Annotated in this window: 17 protein-coding genes; 11 read left to right on the top strand and 6 right to left on the bottom strand. The window is 65.7% G+C overall.

Features of this window, described 5'->3' with window-relative positions; translation table 11 throughout:
* Positions 1-200: 200 nt before the first annotated feature.
* On the bottom strand, positions 201-479 hold the full coding sequence (locus tag QM685_RS07555; protein WP_415114342.1) for a hypothetical protein: 279 nt from the start codon (positions 477-479) through the stop codon (positions 201-203).
* Between the two features lie 123 nt (positions 480-602).
* Between QM685_RS07555 and QM685_RS07550 the strand changes: the two genes are divergently transcribed.
* Positions 603-1,487 (top strand): LysR family transcriptional regulator, encoded by an 885-nt coding sequence (locus tag QM685_RS07550; RefSeq protein WP_415114340.1) that lies wholly within the window; start codon positions 603-605, stop codon positions 1,485-1,487.
* A 13-nt stretch (positions 1,488-1,500) separates the two neighbouring features.
* Here the strand turns inward: QM685_RS07550 and QM685_RS07545 are convergent, their stop codons facing one another.
* Positions 1,501-2,145: a glutathione binding-like protein gene (locus QM685_RS07545; protein WP_415114338.1), complete on the bottom strand. Its 645-nt coding sequence runs from the start codon at positions 2,143-2,145 to the stop codon at positions 1,501-1,503.
* 70 nt (positions 2,146-2,215) lie between these two features.
* Between QM685_RS07545 and QM685_RS07540 the strand changes: the two genes are divergently transcribed.
* Entirely contained in the window at positions 2,216-2,902 is a 687-nt protein-coding gene (locus QM685_RS07540; protein WP_415114336.1) for a TetR/AcrR family transcriptional regulator, read from the top strand.
* Between the two features lie 45 nt (positions 2,903-2,947).
* Here the strand turns inward: QM685_RS07540 and QM685_RS07535 are convergent, their stop codons facing one another.
* Positions 2,948-3,493: a glyoxalase superfamily protein gene (locus tag QM685_RS07535; RefSeq protein WP_415114334.1), complete on the bottom strand. Its 546-nt coding sequence runs from the start codon at positions 3,491-3,493 to the stop codon at positions 2,948-2,950.
* 154 nt (positions 3,494-3,647) lie between these two features.
* Here QM685_RS07535 and QM685_RS07530 point away from each other — a divergent pair, with 154 nt between their 5' ends.
* The 6 genes from QM685_RS07530 (at position 3,648) to QM685_RS07505 (ending at position 9,101) form a co-directional block, all read left to right on the top strand.
* Complete coding sequence (locus tag QM685_RS07530) at positions 3,648-4,481, top strand: class I SAM-dependent methyltransferase (RefSeq protein WP_415114332.1); 834 nt, start codon at positions 3,648-3,650, stop codon at positions 4,479-4,481.
* Between the two features lie 181 nt (positions 4,482-4,662).
* A complete protein-coding gene (locus QM685_RS07525) occupies positions 4,663-5,259 on the top strand; it encodes a cytochrome b (RefSeq protein WP_415114330.1) in 597 nt (198 codons plus the stop codon).
* A 92-nt stretch (positions 5,260-5,351) separates the two neighbouring features.
* Positions 5,352-6,803 carry a glycosyltransferase family 2 protein gene (locus tag QM685_RS07520; protein WP_415114328.1) on the top strand — a complete coding sequence of 484 codons (1,452 nt, stop codon included), beginning with the start codon at positions 5,352-5,354 and terminating at the stop codon, positions 6,801-6,803.
* Positions 6,804-7,033: 230 nt separating this feature from the next.
* On the top strand, positions 7,034-8,281 hold the full coding sequence (locus tag QM685_RS07515; RefSeq protein ID WP_415114326.1) for a Rieske 2Fe-2S domain-containing protein: 1,248 nt from the start codon (positions 7,034-7,036) through the stop codon (positions 8,279-8,281).
* Positions 8,282-8,519: 238 nt separating this feature from the next.
* Complete coding sequence (locus QM685_RS07510) at positions 8,520-8,645, top strand: hypothetical protein (RefSeq protein ID WP_415114324.1); 126 nt, start codon at positions 8,520-8,522, stop codon at positions 8,643-8,645.
* Between the two features lie 30 nt (positions 8,646-8,675).
* The gene (locus QM685_RS07505; RefSeq protein ID WP_415114322.1) at positions 8,676-9,101 is read left to right on the top strand and encodes a rubredoxin; all 426 of its coding nucleotides are present in this window, start codon (positions 8,676-8,678) and stop codon (positions 9,099-9,101) included.
* Between the two features lie 104 nt (positions 9,102-9,205).
* Here the strand turns inward: QM685_RS07505 and QM685_RS07500 are convergent, their stop codons facing one another.
* Positions 9,206-10,060: an oxidoreductase gene (locus tag QM685_RS07500; RefSeq protein ID WP_415114320.1), complete on the bottom strand. Its 855-nt coding sequence runs from the start codon at positions 10,058-10,060 to the stop codon at positions 9,206-9,208.
* Between the two features lie 198 nt (positions 10,061-10,258).
* On the bottom strand, positions 10,259-11,185 hold the full coding sequence (locus tag QM685_RS07495; protein WP_415114318.1) for a LysR family transcriptional regulator: 927 nt from the start codon (positions 11,183-11,185) through the stop codon (positions 10,259-10,261).
* A 113-nt stretch (positions 11,186-11,298) separates the two neighbouring features.
* On the opposite strand from QM685_RS07495, the gene lysA reads away from it, so the two are divergent.
* The gene (lysA, locus tag QM685_RS07490) at positions 11,299-12,585 is read left to right on the top strand and encodes a diaminopimelate decarboxylase (RefSeq protein WP_415114316.1); all 1,287 of its coding nucleotides are present in this window, start codon (positions 11,299-11,301) and stop codon (positions 12,583-12,585) included.
* Positions 12,586-12,606: 21 nt separating this feature from the next.
* Here the strand turns inward: lysA and QM685_RS07485 are convergent, their stop codons facing one another.
* Positions 12,607-13,527: a LysR substrate-binding domain-containing protein gene (locus QM685_RS07485; RefSeq protein WP_415114314.1), complete on the bottom strand. Its 921-nt coding sequence runs from the start codon at positions 13,525-13,527 to the stop codon at positions 12,607-12,609.
* A gap of 114 nt (positions 13,528-13,641) precedes the next feature.
* Between QM685_RS07485 and QM685_RS07480 the strand changes: the two genes are divergently transcribed.
* Together QM685_RS07480 and QM685_RS07475 are read left to right on the top strand one after the other, a co-directional pair.
* Complete coding sequence (locus QM685_RS07480; RefSeq protein WP_415114312.1) at positions 13,642-14,409, top strand: transporter substrate-binding domain-containing protein; 768 nt, start codon at positions 13,642-13,644, stop codon at positions 14,407-14,409.
* Between the two features lie 37 nt (positions 14,410-14,446).
* Positions 14,447-15,571 carry a succinylglutamate desuccinylase/aspartoacylase family protein gene (locus QM685_RS07475; protein WP_415114310.1) on the top strand — a complete coding sequence of 375 codons (1,125 nt, stop codon included), beginning with the start codon at positions 14,447-14,449 and terminating at the stop codon, positions 15,569-15,571.
* Positions 15,572-15,885 lie beyond the last annotated feature (314 nt).

The following is a 15,885-nucleotide window of genomic DNA, read 5'->3' as shown; positions in this document are numbered from 1 at the left end:
TGCATCGAAAGGGAATTCTGGCGGCGCGGCATCGGCGTGTTTGGATATCGAACGAAACAACGCGGGATTCCCGGCATTATCGCCGGGTATCGTGCCTGGGGTATCGCGGGGAGTGGGATTTTCCCCTGGCAGGGGAATGGATTGTGGGCATCTTTGCAGCGTGGCCGCCAGACCACGACCGGCTCCTTTTCAAGCCGGCTTCACTTCGAACACGCCTGAATGGACTGCAGTAGCGCACTCTGATCCGCGGGATCCTGGAAGAACGCCTCATCGAGGCTCTGATGCCAGTTTGGGCATGGCCTGGCTTTCACCTGGGCGCCGGGTGTCGTCCAGATGACCGCGCCGCCGACAAGGGTGGCAAGCAGCGCGGCAGTCACGGCCAGGCCGATCAGCCACGGCCTTGCATCGTCACCGGTAATGGCTTCGTGTCCGTGCGAATCCCGCCGGGATTCAGCGCTGCGAATGGAGGATGGATTCATGCCGATGGCCTTTGACAGTTCACGTTGAAGAAACCCGCGTCACCATCTTCCATCCGCGCGTAAGATTGGAAAAGTTGAGTTTACTGACTGGTAAATTCAGTTTTTCTGACCGACGCTATCCCAATGAGAGAAATCAGCCTCGATCGCTTGCGCACCCTCGTTGTCATTGCCGACCTGGGCTCCTTCGCCGAGGCAGCACGTGTGCTTCATCTCGCTCCGCCAACGGTGAGTCTGCACATTGCCGATCTCGAGAGCCGCGTCGGTGCTCCGTTGTTGTCGCGCAAGCGCGGGCAGGTGCGGCCGTCCGCGATTGGCGAGTCGCTGATTGCCTATGCCCGTCAACTGCTGACCCAGGCCGAGCAGGCGCTCGAGGATGTGCGGCGGCAAGTGGAGGGTCTGGGCGGCCGCGTTCGGCTCGGCGCGTCCACCGCGGCCATAGCGAACCTGCTACCGCGGGCGTTGGAGAAGTTGGCCGCGGAGCATCCCGGAATCGACGTGCAGATCGCCGTGCTGACTTCTCAGGAAACACTCGGCAGACTGATGGACGAATCGCTCGACGTGGGTATCGTGGCGCTGCCTCAAGCGCCGGTCAGAGGACTCTCGATCGAACGATGGCGCCGCGATCCCGTCGTCGCGTTCATGCCGGCAAGCTGGCAGTGTCCGGCTCGCGTCACGCCGCAATGGATCGCCGCCAGACCGCTGATCCTCAACGACTCCGGCACCCGGCTCGCGCGTTTGACGACCGAATGGTTCAGCGCCGCGGGCCAACATCCGACGCCGCGGATCCAGCTCAACTATACGGATGCCATCAGGAGTCTGGTGGCGGCGGGATACGGCGCGGCGCTGCTGCCGCAGGAGGCCGGCAGCGCGGCTCCCGACGCGCGTATGGTCACGCGTGCGCTGCGTCCGCCGCTATGGCGGCAACTGGGGCTTGCATACCGTGCGGGGGCGCCGGAGCGTCCCACGCGGCATGTTCTGGACGTGTTGCGAAGCTTGCGATTGAGCTAGCAGGCGTCTTCAATCAGGCAGTCTCCGCTTTCCGCCTCTGCTGTTCCTCGCGATAAAGCGCCAACTCCTCGGCCAACGCCTTCTGCACGGCAGGCCGGCGCGCGATGCGTTCGTAATACGCCTGCACCGCCGGCCACTGCGCAAGCTCGACGCCGCTATAGCGCGCCCAGTTCAGCACGGTGACCAGATATGCATCCGCCACCGTAAAGCGATCCAGCAGAAATTCGCGCTCGTGCAGATGCCGCTCGAGCAGATTCAAACGCAACGCCACCTTCTCGCGCGTATAGCTGCGAACCTCGTCCGGCGCGAGCGGATCGAGCAGCGGCACGAACACGGCCTTATGCAGCTCCGTGCTGATGAACCCAAGCCACTCCTGCAGTTTCGCGCGTTCCGGGGTGCCGGCCTTCGGCGCGAGCCGCGCGGCCGGAAACGCGTCGGCGACATACGGCAGGATCGCGGTGTTTTCCCGCAGCAGCCAGCCGTCGTCGGTACGAAGCACGGGCACCTGGCCGAGCGGATTGATCGGATAGAAGTCGGCGCCGTCGCGCAAGCGCTTCGATTTCATATCGACTTCGATAAAGCGCGCGCCGGTGCCGGCCTCGTAAAGCGCGATGCGCGTGGCGAGCGAACAGGCGAGCGGCGAAAAGTAAAGCTCCATGCTGATGGCCCCATCGTCGAAAATGTTTTTGTACTATAGTGAACAAAAATCAACGGCGCCAGATATTTTTATGCATACCGGTACAAAAAATGAAAAGCGGCCGCGTGGGCGGCCTCGCAACTACGATTCGCGTCAGGCGTTGAACGATGCGCGCGACGCGTTCTGGCACGGCGGCTACTCCGGCACGTCGCTCGATGCGCTGAGCGAGGCGACGGGCATGAACCGGCCGAGTCTGTACGGCGCGTTCGGCGACAAGCACGCGCTTTATCTCGACACGCTCGATCGATACGTCGAAGTCGGCCGCAATGCGATGGAAACCGCGCTGCACGGCGATCGTCCGTTGGCCGACGCGTTGCTGGCCGTCTACGACGGGGCGCTGGCGCTTTATCTTCCGCCCGGCGAGGTGCCGCGCGGCTGTTTTCTGATCGGCACGGCGGTAGTGGAATCGAGAGCGGACGCCGAAGTACGCGGCAAGCTCGCGAGCGGCCTCGCTACGTTCGACGCCGCGTTCGAGCGGCGGCTCCAGCGCGCGCAAGCGGAAGGCGAACTCGATGCGTCGGCGAATCCGGCACTGCTCGCGAAAGTCGCATCGGCGATTCTGCACAGCCTCGCGTTGCGCTCGCGCGCCGGCGATTCGCGCGATTCGCTGCGAGCGACGGCGCAGGCCGGTGTCGCGTTGATCTGCGGTACGTCGGGCACATCGGGCGCATCGGGCACGCAGAATGCGTCGGGCAAGCGGCGCAAGCCGACGCGCTGAGCTTCTTTTAGCGTCGCGGCCGCGGCGCCACTCGTGGGCGGCCGCTCACCCAGGCTGGCAAAAACAGAGATGGTTGCCGAACGGATCGGCGATCCGCATCTGGCGTCCCCAATCGACCGTTTCCACACCGGGCCGTGCATACGTGTACTGCTTCGCTTGCAGTTCCTGATGCAGCGAGTCGATATCGTCGACCGGCAGAAAGACCGCGGAGCCGGGCGTGCTGTCGCCGTAATGTTCGCTCAGGTGGAAAACGACGTTCCCGCGTTTGACCTGCGCATAGAGCGGTAAATCATCGGCGAAGCGATGCTCCCATTCGAGCGTGAAGCCCAGATAGTCGAGATAGAACTCGTAGGCCTTCTCGACCGAGAAGATGCGGAGAATCGGAATGGCGTCGCGGAGAGTCATGGCATCACGTCCCTGGGTGGTGGCAAGTGCCGCATGCGTGGCCCGTCTGATGTCCGGCACGGGCCGGTGCGCACGTCGCCGGAATCCGGATTGTTGACGAGCCGGTGGTACATGTCCAACGTTTCGACAATGCCGACTCGTCGCCAAGGGAGCCGCCAAAGGAACCGCCAGGACGGGACGCGTCATCCTTTCATTCGGTTTTCAGCGTGCCTTTCCTGATCGCAACGGAGACGGGCGCCGCCGGCGAAACTGCATCGCGGCCGCGGCAGCGCCGATAATAGGCACTCGCACGCTACGTCTTGTCCCTTCTTCGCCATCAGTGCCACCGGACGGAACCGCCATGACCGCTCCCATCCCCTTCGTCCCCGACCGCTTCAAGGACAACGCTGCCCACTATCTGATGGGCCGCCCCGCGTATTCTCCGCAACTGATCCGCCGCGTCGCGCAGTCGTGCGAGTTGCGCGGCTCGCACAGGCTGCTTGATCTCGGCTGCGGGCCGGGGCAGTTGTCGCTGGCGTTTTCGTCGTGGGTCGGCGCGGGGCTCGCGCTCGATCCGGGGGAGGACATGCTGCGCATCGCGGCAGGCCTCGGCGCGGGCCTCGCGCCGAACATCGCGTATCGCAACGGCAGTTCGTACGATCTGTCGCCCGCGCTCGGGCAGTTCCGGCTCGCGGTGATCGGCCGCGCGTTTCACTGGATGGACCGGCCCGACACGCTCGCGCGTCTGGATGCGCTGATCGAGCCGCACGGCGCGGTCGCGCTGTTTTCGACGTCGCTCGTCACCGATGCGCCGATTGCATGGCTCGCGCCTTATCGCGCGCTGATCGAGGAATACGGGAGCGACGATCCGGCGCGCATGCAGCGCAAGACCGAAGGCTGGGAGGACCATGAGGCGGTCCTCGCGAAGTCGGCGTTTGCGGCGCTCGAGCGTATTGCGGTCGTCGAGACGCGGCGCGTGTCGGCCGCAGCACTGCGTGCGCGGCCGCTGTCGATGTCGAGTCTGTCGCGTGAGCGGCTCGGCGCGCGGCTCGACGAACTGCTCGCGCGCATCGACCAGCTACTCGATGCTCATGCAACCGGTGACGGCTGGTTCGACGAGCGGATCGAATCTACCGCATTGATCGCGCGGCGGCCGCTCGGTGCGCCCCTCAGTGCGCCCCTGAGTCATGCATGACGCGATGCCCGAAACACACTGAAACATGCGCGTTAAGCGCTTCGAGGAATAAAGAGGCACACTTGGGCGTTAGCCTGACACAGGCGGCACCGTGGTTCGCGCAGCGGGCGCGGTCCGCGCCACGCAACCGGATTTTCAAACAGCTTTCGCAGCCTTCATTGCTATCGCGGACAGAACAGCCATGAACACTCGTGCGGACTCCCTGACCGATTCGACCGCGGCGCCGCCGCAGCGCTACACGCGCACGGCGATGGCGCTGCACTGGCTGATCGCGCTGCTGATGATCGTCAACGTCGCGCTCGGGCTCAGCGCGGATTCGCTGCCCGACGACTGGGTGCGTCCGGTGATCGATACGCACAAGTCGATCGGCATCACGGTGCTCGGACTCGCGTTGCTGCGCATTCTGTGGCGCGTGTCGCACAAGCCGCCGCCGTTGCCGCGCGAATTTCCGTCGTGGGAGAGGGTCGCCGCGCATCTCGCCCATTTCGCGTTGTATCTGCTGATGATTGCGTTGCCGCTGTCCGGCTGGCTGCACGACTCCGCGTGGAAGGACGCGGCCACGCATCCGATGCATTGGTTCGGCCTGTTCCAGTGGCCGCGCATCGGCTACGTGATGAATCTCGATCCGACGCTCAAGGAGAGCCTGCACGATCGCTTCGGCGCGCTGCACACGTGGCTCGGCTATGCGCTCTATGCGTTGCTGGCGATGCATATCGGCGGCGCGCTCAAGCATGAGTGGATCGATCGCAAGTCGGTATTGAAGCGCATGAAGCCGTGAAGCACCGCGCAGTTTTTACTCATGCACCGACGCATCGAACACATCCGCGCATCCGCTTTCCAACCGCAACCTCGACGAACCCGGCAATCGCTTTGAAGAAGACTCTCGAACAGGCACTCGCTCTCACATCGCCGCGCATCCTGCCGCGTCGCGCAACGCTGTCGAGCACGCTGATTCACGCGAGCGTCGTCGTGCTGTGGCTGCTGCTGTTCGCGCGCGCGTTCTTTCTGCGCGGCGCGCTCGCGTGGTCGACCGGGATTGCGTATGTGGTGTACGACACGCTGCTGCTCGCGTTCGTCACGTGGAAGTCACTGCCGCTGATGTGCCGCGCGCGGCCACTCGAAGCCGACTACGAGCGGCGCGCATTGCCGGACATGGGCGTGATCGTCGCGTCGCATAACGAGGCGGCGGTGCTGCCGGTGACGCTCGCCGCGTTGCTGCGGCAGACGCACGGCCCGGCGCAGATCGTCATTGCCGATGACGGCTCCACCGACGGCACCGGCGCACTGCTCACCGAACGCTTCGGCCTCGCACCCGCCGCCGAGGGCGTGCTGAGCGCGCCGAGCGCGCTTTATCCGAACCTGTTCTGGCTGCGCGTGCCGCACGGCGGCAAGGCGCGCGCGCTGAACGCCGCGATCACCGTGATGACCACGGAAACGGTGATGACGGTCGACGCCGACACGCTGCTCGACGACGACGCCACCTACGCGATGCGCGCCGCGTTCGCGAGCGAGCCGAAGCTGGTCGCGGCGGCCGGCATTCTCGTGCCGGTCTGCGGCAAGTCGGTGTCGGGCCGCGTGTTCCAGTGGTTCCAGACCTACGAGTACATGCGCAATTTCATCGCGCGTTTCGCGTGGATGCGCGCGGACAGCCTGCTGCTGATCTCGGGCGCGTTCGCGTCGTTCCGGCGCGACGCGCTCGTCGACGTCGGCGGCTTCGATCCGCAGTGCCTCGTCGAAGACTACGAGCTGATTCACCGGCTGCGCCGCTACTCGGTCGATCACGGCCTCGGCTGGGACGTGCGCGTGGTCGGCGAAGCGCATGCGCGCACCGACGCGCCCGGCAACCTCGCGAGCTTCCTGCGGCAGCGCCGCCGCTGGTTCGCGGGCTTCCTGCAAACGCAGTACTGGAACCGCGACATGACCGGCAATTCGCGCTACGGCACGCTCGGCACGCTGATGCTGCCGGTCAAGGCGTTCGACACGATGCAGCCGATCTACGGGCTGACCGCGTTCGGGCTGCTGCTCGGCTTCCTGTTCGGCGGGCACGGCGCGATCGTCGTATCGATCTTCAGCGTGATCGGCCTGAAAACGGCGATCGATCTCGCGTTCTATCTGTGGAGTATCCATCTGTACCGGCGCTGGACCGGCGAGCGCAGCGGCAACAGCCTCGGCATGGCGATGCTCGCGGCGCTCGCCGAGCCGTTCTCGTTCCAGCTTGTGCGCCATCTCGGCGCGGCGCTCGGCTGGCTGCATTTTTTACGCGGCGGCAGCGCGTGGGGTGTGCAACGCCGCTCCGGACTCGTCGCGGGCGACGACCGCTGAGCGTCGCATCCAGGTCATTTTTTCCGTGGCACGCGCGCGGCGAAGGTAGCTCCTTCACGCCCAGGCGCGCGCGCCTGCGCACCGTGCGCGGCGGCACGTCGTACGGACCGCGGGCGGACCCAGGCGGCGCTGCTTCGAGTAGACTGGCGACGATGCCGGCCTCGACGTTCGACGTTCGACGTGCGAGGCGGCAACCTCCTTCTATTCGCTCGCGCACGGAGACTTGACCTATGCATGCTGTCCCCCCGCTCGAACAGGATATCGCCGACGCAGCCGTCGCCGCGGCGCCTTCCGAGACGGCGTCGCAGAATCCCGCTTCCTCCGCTTCTTCCGCATCGCAAACCGGCGAACAGACGCACGCGGCGAACGGCGCGCCGGTGCGCGATCTGCGCCGCGTCGGCATTCATCCGGATTACTGGTACCCGCTCGCGTGGTCACATGAAGTGAAGCGCGGCAAGACGCATGGCGTGACGTTCGCCGGCGATCCGATCGTGCTCGCGCGCACCGAAAGCGGCAACGTGTTCGCGCTCGAGGACCGCTGCGCGCATCGGCAGGTGCCGCTGCATCAGGGTGTCGTCGACGGCGAATCGATTCGCTGCGGCTATCACGGCTGGACCTACGACTGCTCGGGCAAGTGCATCGACGTGCCGTATCTGGGCCGCGACCGTTTGCCGAACGGCGTGCGCTCGTATCCGTGCCGGGAAATCGAGGGGCTGATCTTCGTGTTTCCGGGCGACGCCGCGCTCGCCGAACAGCGGCCGCTGCCCAGTTTCGGCTCGGTGTCGGACCCGAAGTACAAGACGCGCCGCTTCGGCCGCGCGGTCAATTGCCACTACTCGTTCATGCACGAGAACCTGATGGACATGAACCATCAGTTCCTGCATCGCCGGCAGATGGGCAAGATGCGCGCGCGGTCGGTCGGACGGCGGCGCGGCGAGGGCTGGGTCGAGGTCGACTACACGTTCGCGCGCATGGAGGGCCAGCAGCCGATCGGCGAGGCGATCGTGTTCGGCCAGAGCCGCAAGAGCGGCGGCGACAACGACAAGGACGTGATGACGATCCGCACCGGGTATCCGTACCAGACGCTGCAGATTCGCAATGCCGAGCAGACGCTGGTGATGGATCTGTGGATCGTCTACGTGCCGCTCGATCGCGAGCAGCGCACCAACCGTACGTTCGGGCTGCTGTCGATCCGCAAGCCCGGCATTCCGGGCGTGATGCATCTCGCGTGGCCGCTGCTGGTGTGGTTCACCGAGCGCATCTTCAAGGAAGATCGCGAGATCGTCGAGGCGGAGCAGCGCGCGCACGATTCGCAGGGCGCGGACTGGAATCACGAGGTATTTCCGGTCATCAACGAATTGCGCGCGCTGCTGCGCGAATGCGGCGCGCCGGATCAGGTGGTGGGCGCGGGTACGGGCGACACCGCGGTGATCCGCTTCTGGGATTCGCGCCACGGCAATCCGCTGGCGAAGACCTGAGCGCGGGCGGTAGTTTGCGACCGGCGTCGCGCGCCGGTCCTGCCTGCGATACAGCGCCGGCCGCGCAGGTTTCCCCCTCGCCGGGAATTAATCCATCTCCTCACGGTAGACAATGCGCCGCGCCCGAGCGGCGATAATGTCGCCCGGTACTTTATTGCGCGCGAGTTTGCGCCAATCGACATGCGCGTCATCCGCGCCCGTGTACCATTGCGCTTTTTCCGAACTTCAAGAAACGCCCGTGACCACGCAACACACCCCTTCCAGCTCGCGTAAATCCCTCACTTTGCTGCAACTGCTCGGCCTCGTCGGCGGCGCGGCCCTGATCGTGTCGATCGCGCTGAATCTGCTGGTCCAGGCGCGCTGACGCACCGGCCTCCCCGATATTCCGATTGCCATGTACAAGAAGGGCGTAGCGGTAGAAATCCAGTTTTCCCCCGAGCGGCTCAACGACGGCGCGGGCGATCCGTACTGGATCGATCTGACGCAGGACGAGGCGCAGCGCCTGCTCGAAAGCCTGCAGGCGCGGCTCGCCGGGACCGGCAGCGGCACGGTCGCGCCGCTCGTCGTCAGTCTCGACGCGACGCCGCGGACTGCCGCGCCGCCCGCGGAAGACGTGGCCGCGGCGGCGTCCGCTACCGTGGCTGCAGCCGACGATTTCAGGCAATGGGTCTGTGTGATCTGCGGCTGGGTCTACGACGAAGCGGCCGGTTTGCCCGAGGAAGGGATCGCGCCGGGCACGCGCTGGGCCGATGTGCCGGCCGACTGGCGCTGCCCGCTGTGCGACGTGGGCAAGGAAGATTTCGCGCTGGTCGAGTTTTGAAACGGCGCGGCGCGTAGGCGGAAAACGCCGGGCTTCGGACGGCTCAACGGCTCGGAAGCTCAGGGGCTCAGCGCCGCGCAGCCCCAGCGCCGATCACCTCTCCCTCACGCCGCGCCTTGCGAATAATCCGCGCCCTCGGTCGTCGCCTTCCACGCGTCAAAATCGCCGCGCATGAAATCGAGCTTTTTATAGGCAAGCTCGAGCGCGGCCTTGCCGAGCAGCAGACGCAGCGGCGGCTGGTCCGACAGCGCGGCATCGATGATCGCCTGCGCGGCGCGCACCGGGTCGCCCGCCTGGTTGCCGCTGCGCGCTTCGGTCTGCTTGCGGCGCTCGCCGGCCGTTGGCGCGTAAGCGTCGATCAGCGTGGCCGACTGCTTGATCGACGGCCCCGCCCAGTTGGTGCGGAACGGCCCCGGCTCGACGATCAGCACGCCGATGCCGAGCGGCTTCACCTCCAGCGCGAGCGATTCCGACAGCCCTTCGACCGCGTATTTCGTGGCGTGGTAGTAGCCGGTCGCCGCGAAACTCGCAATGCCGCCAATCGACGACACGTTGACGATCAGGCCACTGCGCTGCGCGCGCATGATCGGCAGCACCGCCTTCGTCATGTCGATCAGGCCGAACACGTTGGTCTCGAACATCGCGCGGACTTCGCTGTCCTCGCCTTCCTCGATCGCGGCCAGATAGCCGTAGCCCGCGTTGTTGACGAGCACGTCGACGCGGCCGAAATGGCGCTTTGCCTGCTCGACCGCGCTATCGATCTGCGCGCGATTCGTCACGTCGAGCGGCAGCACCAATGCGCGCTCGCCGTGCCCCTCGGCGATGTCCTTCACTTTCGACGCATCGCGCGCGGTGACGACCGCGCGCCAGCCGCGTTCGAGCACGAGCTTCGCGAGCTCGCGGCCGAAGCCGGTGGAACAGCCTGTAATCAGCCAGACGGGATTGTCTCGATTCATCATTTGGGCAACTCCTGTTGATGGTCTACGACGTTTGACGACTCCGATACGGCGCGGCCGCGCGGTGTGCGCGGCGCGTCGGTGATCGGTGTGCGGGTGATGATGTCAGCGTGAAGCGTGCCTGGGCCGCGCGGCGGACGGCATGGACGGCGGTTTGCGGGAGCGCGCGTCGTGCGGCGCTTATGACCGCCGAAACTGCTGTTACCGTCCCGGCCCGGAATGGCGTTTCAATTGTAGTCGCAGCGCGGCGGCTTCGCTTTGCAGCGCGCCGACGAACGCGGGCGCGAGCGGATGCGCGGGCCGGTGCTCGGGATGAATCACGCTCACGCGAAACGGCAGCGACAGCGCGAGCGGCCGGATATGCAGATGGCGGCCCGCGAAGTCGATGGCGGTCAGCGGATTGACGATCGCGATGCCGAGGCCCTGCCGCACGCAGTTGCATACGGAGACCGCGCCCGGCGTTTCGATCAGCAGGCGGCGCGCGATGCCGGCCTGCGCGAACGCTTCGTCGATCTGGAGCCGGTACGGATCGTTCGCGGACAGGCTGATAAAGGCCTGATCCGCGAAATCCTTCAGGCCGATCACGCGTTTCGCGAGCAACGGATGTCCGTCGGGCAGTACGCACACTTCATCGACTGCGAGCAGCGGCGTCAGACGCGTGCCGGGCGGCGGCGCGCCATGTTCGGTCAGGCCGAGATCGTAGCGCTGCGCGGTCAGCCATTCCTCGAGAAACGGCGACTCCTGCGTCGCGATCGACACACTCACGCCTGCTTGCATGTCGTGAAAGCGTTTGATCGCAGCCGGCAGGATCGATTGCGAGAATACCGGCAGCGCGATCACGGAAAGCTGGCCGCCCTTGAATTCGCGCAGCGCGGCCGCCGTCGATGCGACGTGTTCGAGCCCGACATAGGCGCGCCTGATTTCGTCGAACAACGTCAACGCGGATTGGGTGGGGCGCAGCCGGCCCTGCACGCGCTCGAACAGCGCGAAGCCGATGCTCTGTTCCATGCGCGCGAGTTCGCGGCTCACGGTGGGCTGCGACGTGAACAGCATGTCGGCCGCTTTGGTGACGCTGCCCGCGGTCATCAGCGCGCGGAAGACTTCGATATGCCGGTGCGTGAGCGCCATGGTCAGGCCTATATCAGGAATGAATAGGTGAGCAAGAAATTGGTATTTTACTGAATGATGGCTGCGCCGCATCATGGCGGCTATCGCAATGCAATGCGCCGCCAGGCTTCGACATGGAAACCATCGTGACACCGTTCGATCCGCACCAGCTCGCCGAACTCGCACGCCAGCATGGCACGCCGCTGTGGGTCTATGACGCCGGCGCAATCCGTCGACGCATCGCGGAACTGCACAGCTTCGACACGATCCGCTACGCGCAGAAGGCCTGTTCGAACGTGCATATCCTGAAGCTGATGCGCGACGAGGGCGTGGTGGTCGATGCGGTGTCCGTCGGTGAACTCGCGCGCAGTTTTGCCGCGGGCTTCAAGGCCGACACCGCGGCCCAACTCGCGGTTCAACCCGCGACAAACGCCGCCGACGGCGTCGTCTTTACCGCCGATGTGCTCGATCACGCGACCCTTGCCGCAGTGCTTGCCCAGCGGATCACGGTCAACGCCGGCTCGCTCGACATGCTCGAACGGCTCGGCCGGCACGCGCACGAAGGCCATCGCGTGTGGCTGCGTATCAACCCCGGCTTCGGCCACGGCCACAGCAACAAGACCAACACCGGCGGCGAGCACAGCAAGCACGGCATCTGGCGCGACGACGTGCCGCGCGCGCTCGATCTCATCCGGCGCTATCGGCTGAAGCTGGTCGGCCTGCACATGCATATCGGCTCGGGCGTCGACTACACGCATCTCGCGCGCGTCTGCGAAGCGATGGTCGATGCGGTGATCGGCCTCGATCACGATATCGAGGCGATTTCAGCAGGCGGCGGCCTGTCGGTGCCGTATCGCGACGGCGAGCCGCGCGTCGATACCGCGCATTACTTCAGGCTGTGGGACGACGCACGCCGGCGCATCGAAGCGCATGCCGGGCATAGCGTGCGGCTCGAGATCGAACCGGGGCGTTTTCTGGTCGCGCGGGCGGGCGTGCTCGTCGCCGAAGTGCAGGCATTGAGCCGGCGGCCGTCGCGGCAATTCGCGCTGATCGACGCGGGCTTCAACGATCTCGTGCGGCCCTCGTTTTACGGCAGCCATCACGAGATGAGCGTGCTGAAGCCCGACGGCACGCCGAGCGACGCGCCCGTCGGCTCGTTCAGCGTGGCCGGTCCATTGTGCGAAGCGGGCGATGTGTTCACGCAGGCCGAAGGCGGCGTCGTCACGAGCCGCGCGCTGCCCGCGCCGGAAGTGGGTGACTTCATCGTGTTTCACGACGCGGGTGCGTACGGCGCGTCGATGTCATCGAACTACAACAGCCGGCCGCTCGCTCCGGAAGTACTGGTCGAGAATGGCGGCGCGCGGCTGATCCGCCGCAGGCAGCGCATCGACGAATTGCTGGCGCTCGAAACGTCGGCCTGATTGCCGCGTCACTGCCGGCGCTCAACGCGCCCGCACCGTGCGCGTGTACGACGCGATCATCGTCGCGAATTCCTGCGCGGCCGGCGTCAACGGAATCGCCGCGCGTTGCAGCAGGCAGACGTTCTGCTCGACGCCGCGCTCACGCACCGCAATCGTCGTGAGCACGTCCGCGAACGGCCCGCGCCTCGCGACGACCGACGATTCGAGCGACAGGCAATCGGTCGCGCCGACCAGATGCAGTGTTTCGTACAGCCCCTCGACGGTCGCGACGATCCTCGGCGGCGGCAGCCCGTGACTGTCGAATAGGTGGCTCAGCCGGTTGACGTGCGGCTCCTCGGTCAGATTCGGCGAGCGTGTCGTCACCCATGTGCAATCGGCAAGCTCGGCAAGCGACTTCGCACGCGCCTTCGGATGCCCTTTGCGGCACACGATCACCGGATCGGACGGATAGAGCGGCGTGACCGACAGATCGGCGGTATCGGTCTGCTTCGACACGAGCGCGACCGCGAAATCGAGCGTGCCTTCGCGGATCCACGAAATCATCATGCGCGACGTGCCGGTGCGCAGATGCACGGCGACGCGCTCGAAGCGCGCGCGAAATTCCATCAGCACCGGCGCGAACGCGTCGACGAGCGGCTCGGTCGTCATGCCGAACGTGACTTCGCCCGCGTAGTCGCCGCGCAACTGCCGCACGTCCTGCTCGGCGCGCTCGCATTCGCCGAGGATCGCGCTGGCCCGTTGCAACAGCCGCTGACCGAGCGCGGTCAGTGCGATGCCGCGATTCGTGCGCGTGAAGAGCGTCGCGCCGAGCATCGATTCGAGATTCTGCAATTGCTGCGTGATGCCGCTCTGCGCGATGCCGAGCGCGCGCGACGCCGCGCGGATGCTGCCGTGCTCGGCGACCGCGGTGAACGCGCGCAGTTGGGAAATCGTCAATGCCATGACGTTGTCGTTCGGTGATCGGTAAAAGTGATCATGATAGTCCGAACGGGGCTTCTTTAAGGCGCGGTGGCGGCATAGGATTGCGCTGTCCCCATCCGCCCACACCCGGTTTCCATGAAAATTCCGCTGACGATTCTCTGCGCCGCGCTGACCTTCAGCAGCGGCGCGTTCGCCGCCGACGCCAACACGTTGCGCCTCGGCATCGACCCGACCTATCCGCCGATGGACTCGAAGGCGCCCGACGGCAGCCTCAAGGGCTTCGACGTCGATCTCGGCAACGAGATTTGCCGGCGCATCCACGCGCATTGCCAGTGGGTCGAGCTGGAATTTTCGGGGATGATTCCGGCGCTCCAGGCGCGCAAGATCGACGCGGTGCTGTCTTCGATGGCGATCACCGAGAAGCGCGAGCAGCAGATTCTGTTTTCGTCGAAGCTGTTCCAGTTCAAGTCGCGGCTGATCGCGCGGCAAGGTTCGACGCTCGCGCCCACTGCCGCCGGGCTTGCCGGCAAGCAGATCGGCGTGCAGTCGGGCACGCAGTTCGAGGGCTATGCGCTGAAGAACTGGACGCCGCTCGGCGCGCACGTGGTGGCCTACAAGAGCCAGGACGAAGTGTTCGCCGATTTGCAGAACGGCCGGCTCGACGGCGCATTGCTCGGCACGGTCGAAGCCGATTACGGCTTTCTGCGCACGCCGGCGGGCAAGGGCTTCGCGTTCGTCGGCGAGCCGCTGTCGATGGGCGATCGCGGCGTCGGCATCGGCCTGCGCAAGGATGAAACCGCGGTGCAGGCGTCGATCAACGCGGCGATCGCGTCGATGCTGAAAGACGGCACCTATGCGCGGATCGCGAAGAAGTACTTCGACTTCGATCCGTACGGCAACTGATCCCCACGTCCCACTTTCCTATTGCGACTTTCCGTTCATGAACAGGCAATCGATTCCGCTTCTCTCGCCGGCTATCGGCACGCACCGCGAACTGGTGTCCTTTCATTTCGGTCCCGCGGGCGACACCCACGGCGGCCAGAAGATCTATATCCAGGCGTCGCTGCATGCCGACGAAACGCCGGCGATGCTGACCACCGTGCTGCTCAGGCGCCGTCTGCTCGAACTCGAGAAAACCGGCGCGCTGAACGCGGAAATCGTGCTCGTGCCGGTCGCGAATCCGGTCGGGCTCGGCCAGTACGTGCTGGGCCAGTTTCTCGGCCGCTTCGATCTCGGCAGCGGCAAGAACTTCAACCGGCATTTCGTGCAATTCTCGAAGCTGGTCGCACATGCAAAGGAAGCGCTGGGCTCCGACGCGAACGAAAACCGGCGCATCGTGCGCGGGCTGGTCGCGGCCGAACTCGCGCAGCAGAAGCCGCTGACCGAATTCGAGTCACTGCAACTGGCGCTGCTGAAGCTGTCGTTCGACGCGGACGTCGTCATCGATCTGCATTGCTCGCTCGAAGCGGCGATGCATCTGTACACGAGCGAAGCGGCATGGCCGGAATTCGAGCCGTTGTCGCGCTACCTCGGCGCGCAGGCGTCGCTGCTCGCGACGGACTCGGGCGGCGGCGCGTTCGACGAAACGCATAGCCTGCTGTGGTGGACGTTGCAGCAGCAGATGCCCGCGGACAAGCCGGTGCCCACGGGCTCGATCGCGGTGACGGTGGAGTGCCGCGGCCAGCGCGACGTGTCGTACGAAGTCGCGCAGCAGGACGCCGATGCGATCGTCGATTACCTCGTGTGGCGCGGCGCGATTCGCGGCGAAGCGAAACCGTTGCCAGCGTTGCGGTCGGCCGCGACGCCGCTCGCGGGCAGCGAACAGTTCTATGCGCCGGTGAGCGGGATTCTGGTGCACCGCGCGAAGATCGGCGACACGATTCGCGTCGGCCAGCCGCTATTCGATATCGTCGATCCGTTGACCGACGAGACGACCACGATCGTCAGTCAGACCGAGGGGGTGCTGTATATGCGGCGCGCGATCCGCTTCGTCACGGCCGGCGCGCCGCTCGGCCGGGTGACGGGCACGCGGCCGATCAGGACGGGGGTTCTGCTCGGCGCCTGATCGAGCGAGGCGGGCGTGCCGCGGCATGCGGGACGCCACGCCTCGTGGCCACGACATCCTCCCGGATGGGTCCTGTGCCGGAGTCGGCATCGGTGCGTGCCGCAAGCGTCACGTGAGGTTGTCGCCACAGCCAGACCCTGTCTTGGTGCAAACCCAAAAACCCGGCCAGGTCCGGTGATTTTGCGCCCCGGCGATTGTGCAGATTTAATCTCTTTCGGCTACGAAAAAGCCCAAGCCCACCCGAAGATAAAAGCCGATACTCGTTGCCATACATCAACAGGTGTCGGCGCGGCCGGCGTTTTGAAGGAGAGGGG

Origin of the sequence: Paraburkholderia sp., from assembly GCF_047605525.1 — a bacterium.
In the GTDB taxonomy this organism is placed as follows: Bacteria; Pseudomonadota; Gammaproteobacteria; order Burkholderiales; family Burkholderiaceae; genus Paraburkholderia.
This window is presented reverse-complemented; position numbering and strand designations above follow the sequence as displayed.

Coding starts and splice junctions, on each gene's coding strand:
- QM685_RS07485 (WP_415114314.1), bottom strand. CDS start 13,527: ATGGCATTGACGATTTCCCAACTGCGCGCGTTCACCGCGGTCGCCGAG.
- QM685_RS07495 (WP_415114318.1), bottom strand. CDS start 11,185: ATGGCGCTCACGCACCGGCATATCGAAGTCTTCCGCGCGCTGATGACC.
- lysA (WP_415114316.1), top strand. CDS start 11,299: ATGGAAACCATCGTGACACCGTTCGATCCGCACCAGCTCGCCGAACTC.
- QM685_RS07500 (WP_415114320.1), bottom strand. CDS start 10,060: ATGATGAATCGAGACAATCCCGTCTGGCTGATTACAGGCTGTTCCACC.
- QM685_RS07475 (WP_415114310.1), top strand. CDS start 14,447: ATGAACAGGCAATCGATTCCGCTTCTCTCGCCGGCTATCGGCACGCAC.
- QM685_RS07545 (WP_415114338.1), bottom strand. CDS start 2,145: ATGGAGCTTTACTTTTCGCCGCTCGCCTGTTCGCTCGCCACGCGCATC.
- QM685_RS07540 (WP_415114336.1), top strand. CDS start 2,216: ATGCATACCGGTACAAAAAATGAAAAGCGGCCGCGTGGGCGGCCTCGC.
- QM685_RS07525 (WP_415114330.1), top strand. CDS start 4,663: ATGAACACTCGTGCGGACTCCCTGACCGATTCGACCGCGGCGCCGCCG.
- QM685_RS07550 (WP_415114340.1), top strand. CDS start 603: ATGAGAGAAATCAGCCTCGATCGCTTGCGCACCCTCGTTGTCATTGCC.
- QM685_RS07555 (WP_415114342.1), bottom strand. CDS start 479: ATGAATCCATCCTCCATTCGCAGCGCTGAATCCCGGCGGGATTCGCAC.
- QM685_RS07480 (WP_415114312.1), top strand. CDS start 13,642: ATGAAAATTCCGCTGACGATTCTCTGCGCCGCGCTGACCTTCAGCAGC.
- QM685_RS07535 (WP_415114334.1), bottom strand. CDS start 3,493: ATGACGCGTCCCGTCCTGGCGGTTCCTTTGGCGGCTCCCTTGGCGACG.
- QM685_RS07530 (WP_415114332.1), top strand. CDS start 3,648: ATGACCGCTCCCATCCCCTTCGTCCCCGACCGCTTCAAGGACAACGCT.
- QM685_RS07515 (WP_415114326.1), top strand. CDS start 7,034: ATGCATGCTGTCCCCCCGCTCGAACAGGATATCGCCGACGCAGCCGTC.
- QM685_RS07505 (WP_415114322.1), top strand. CDS start 8,676: ATGTACAAGAAGGGCGTAGCGGTAGAAATCCAGTTTTCCCCCGAGCGG.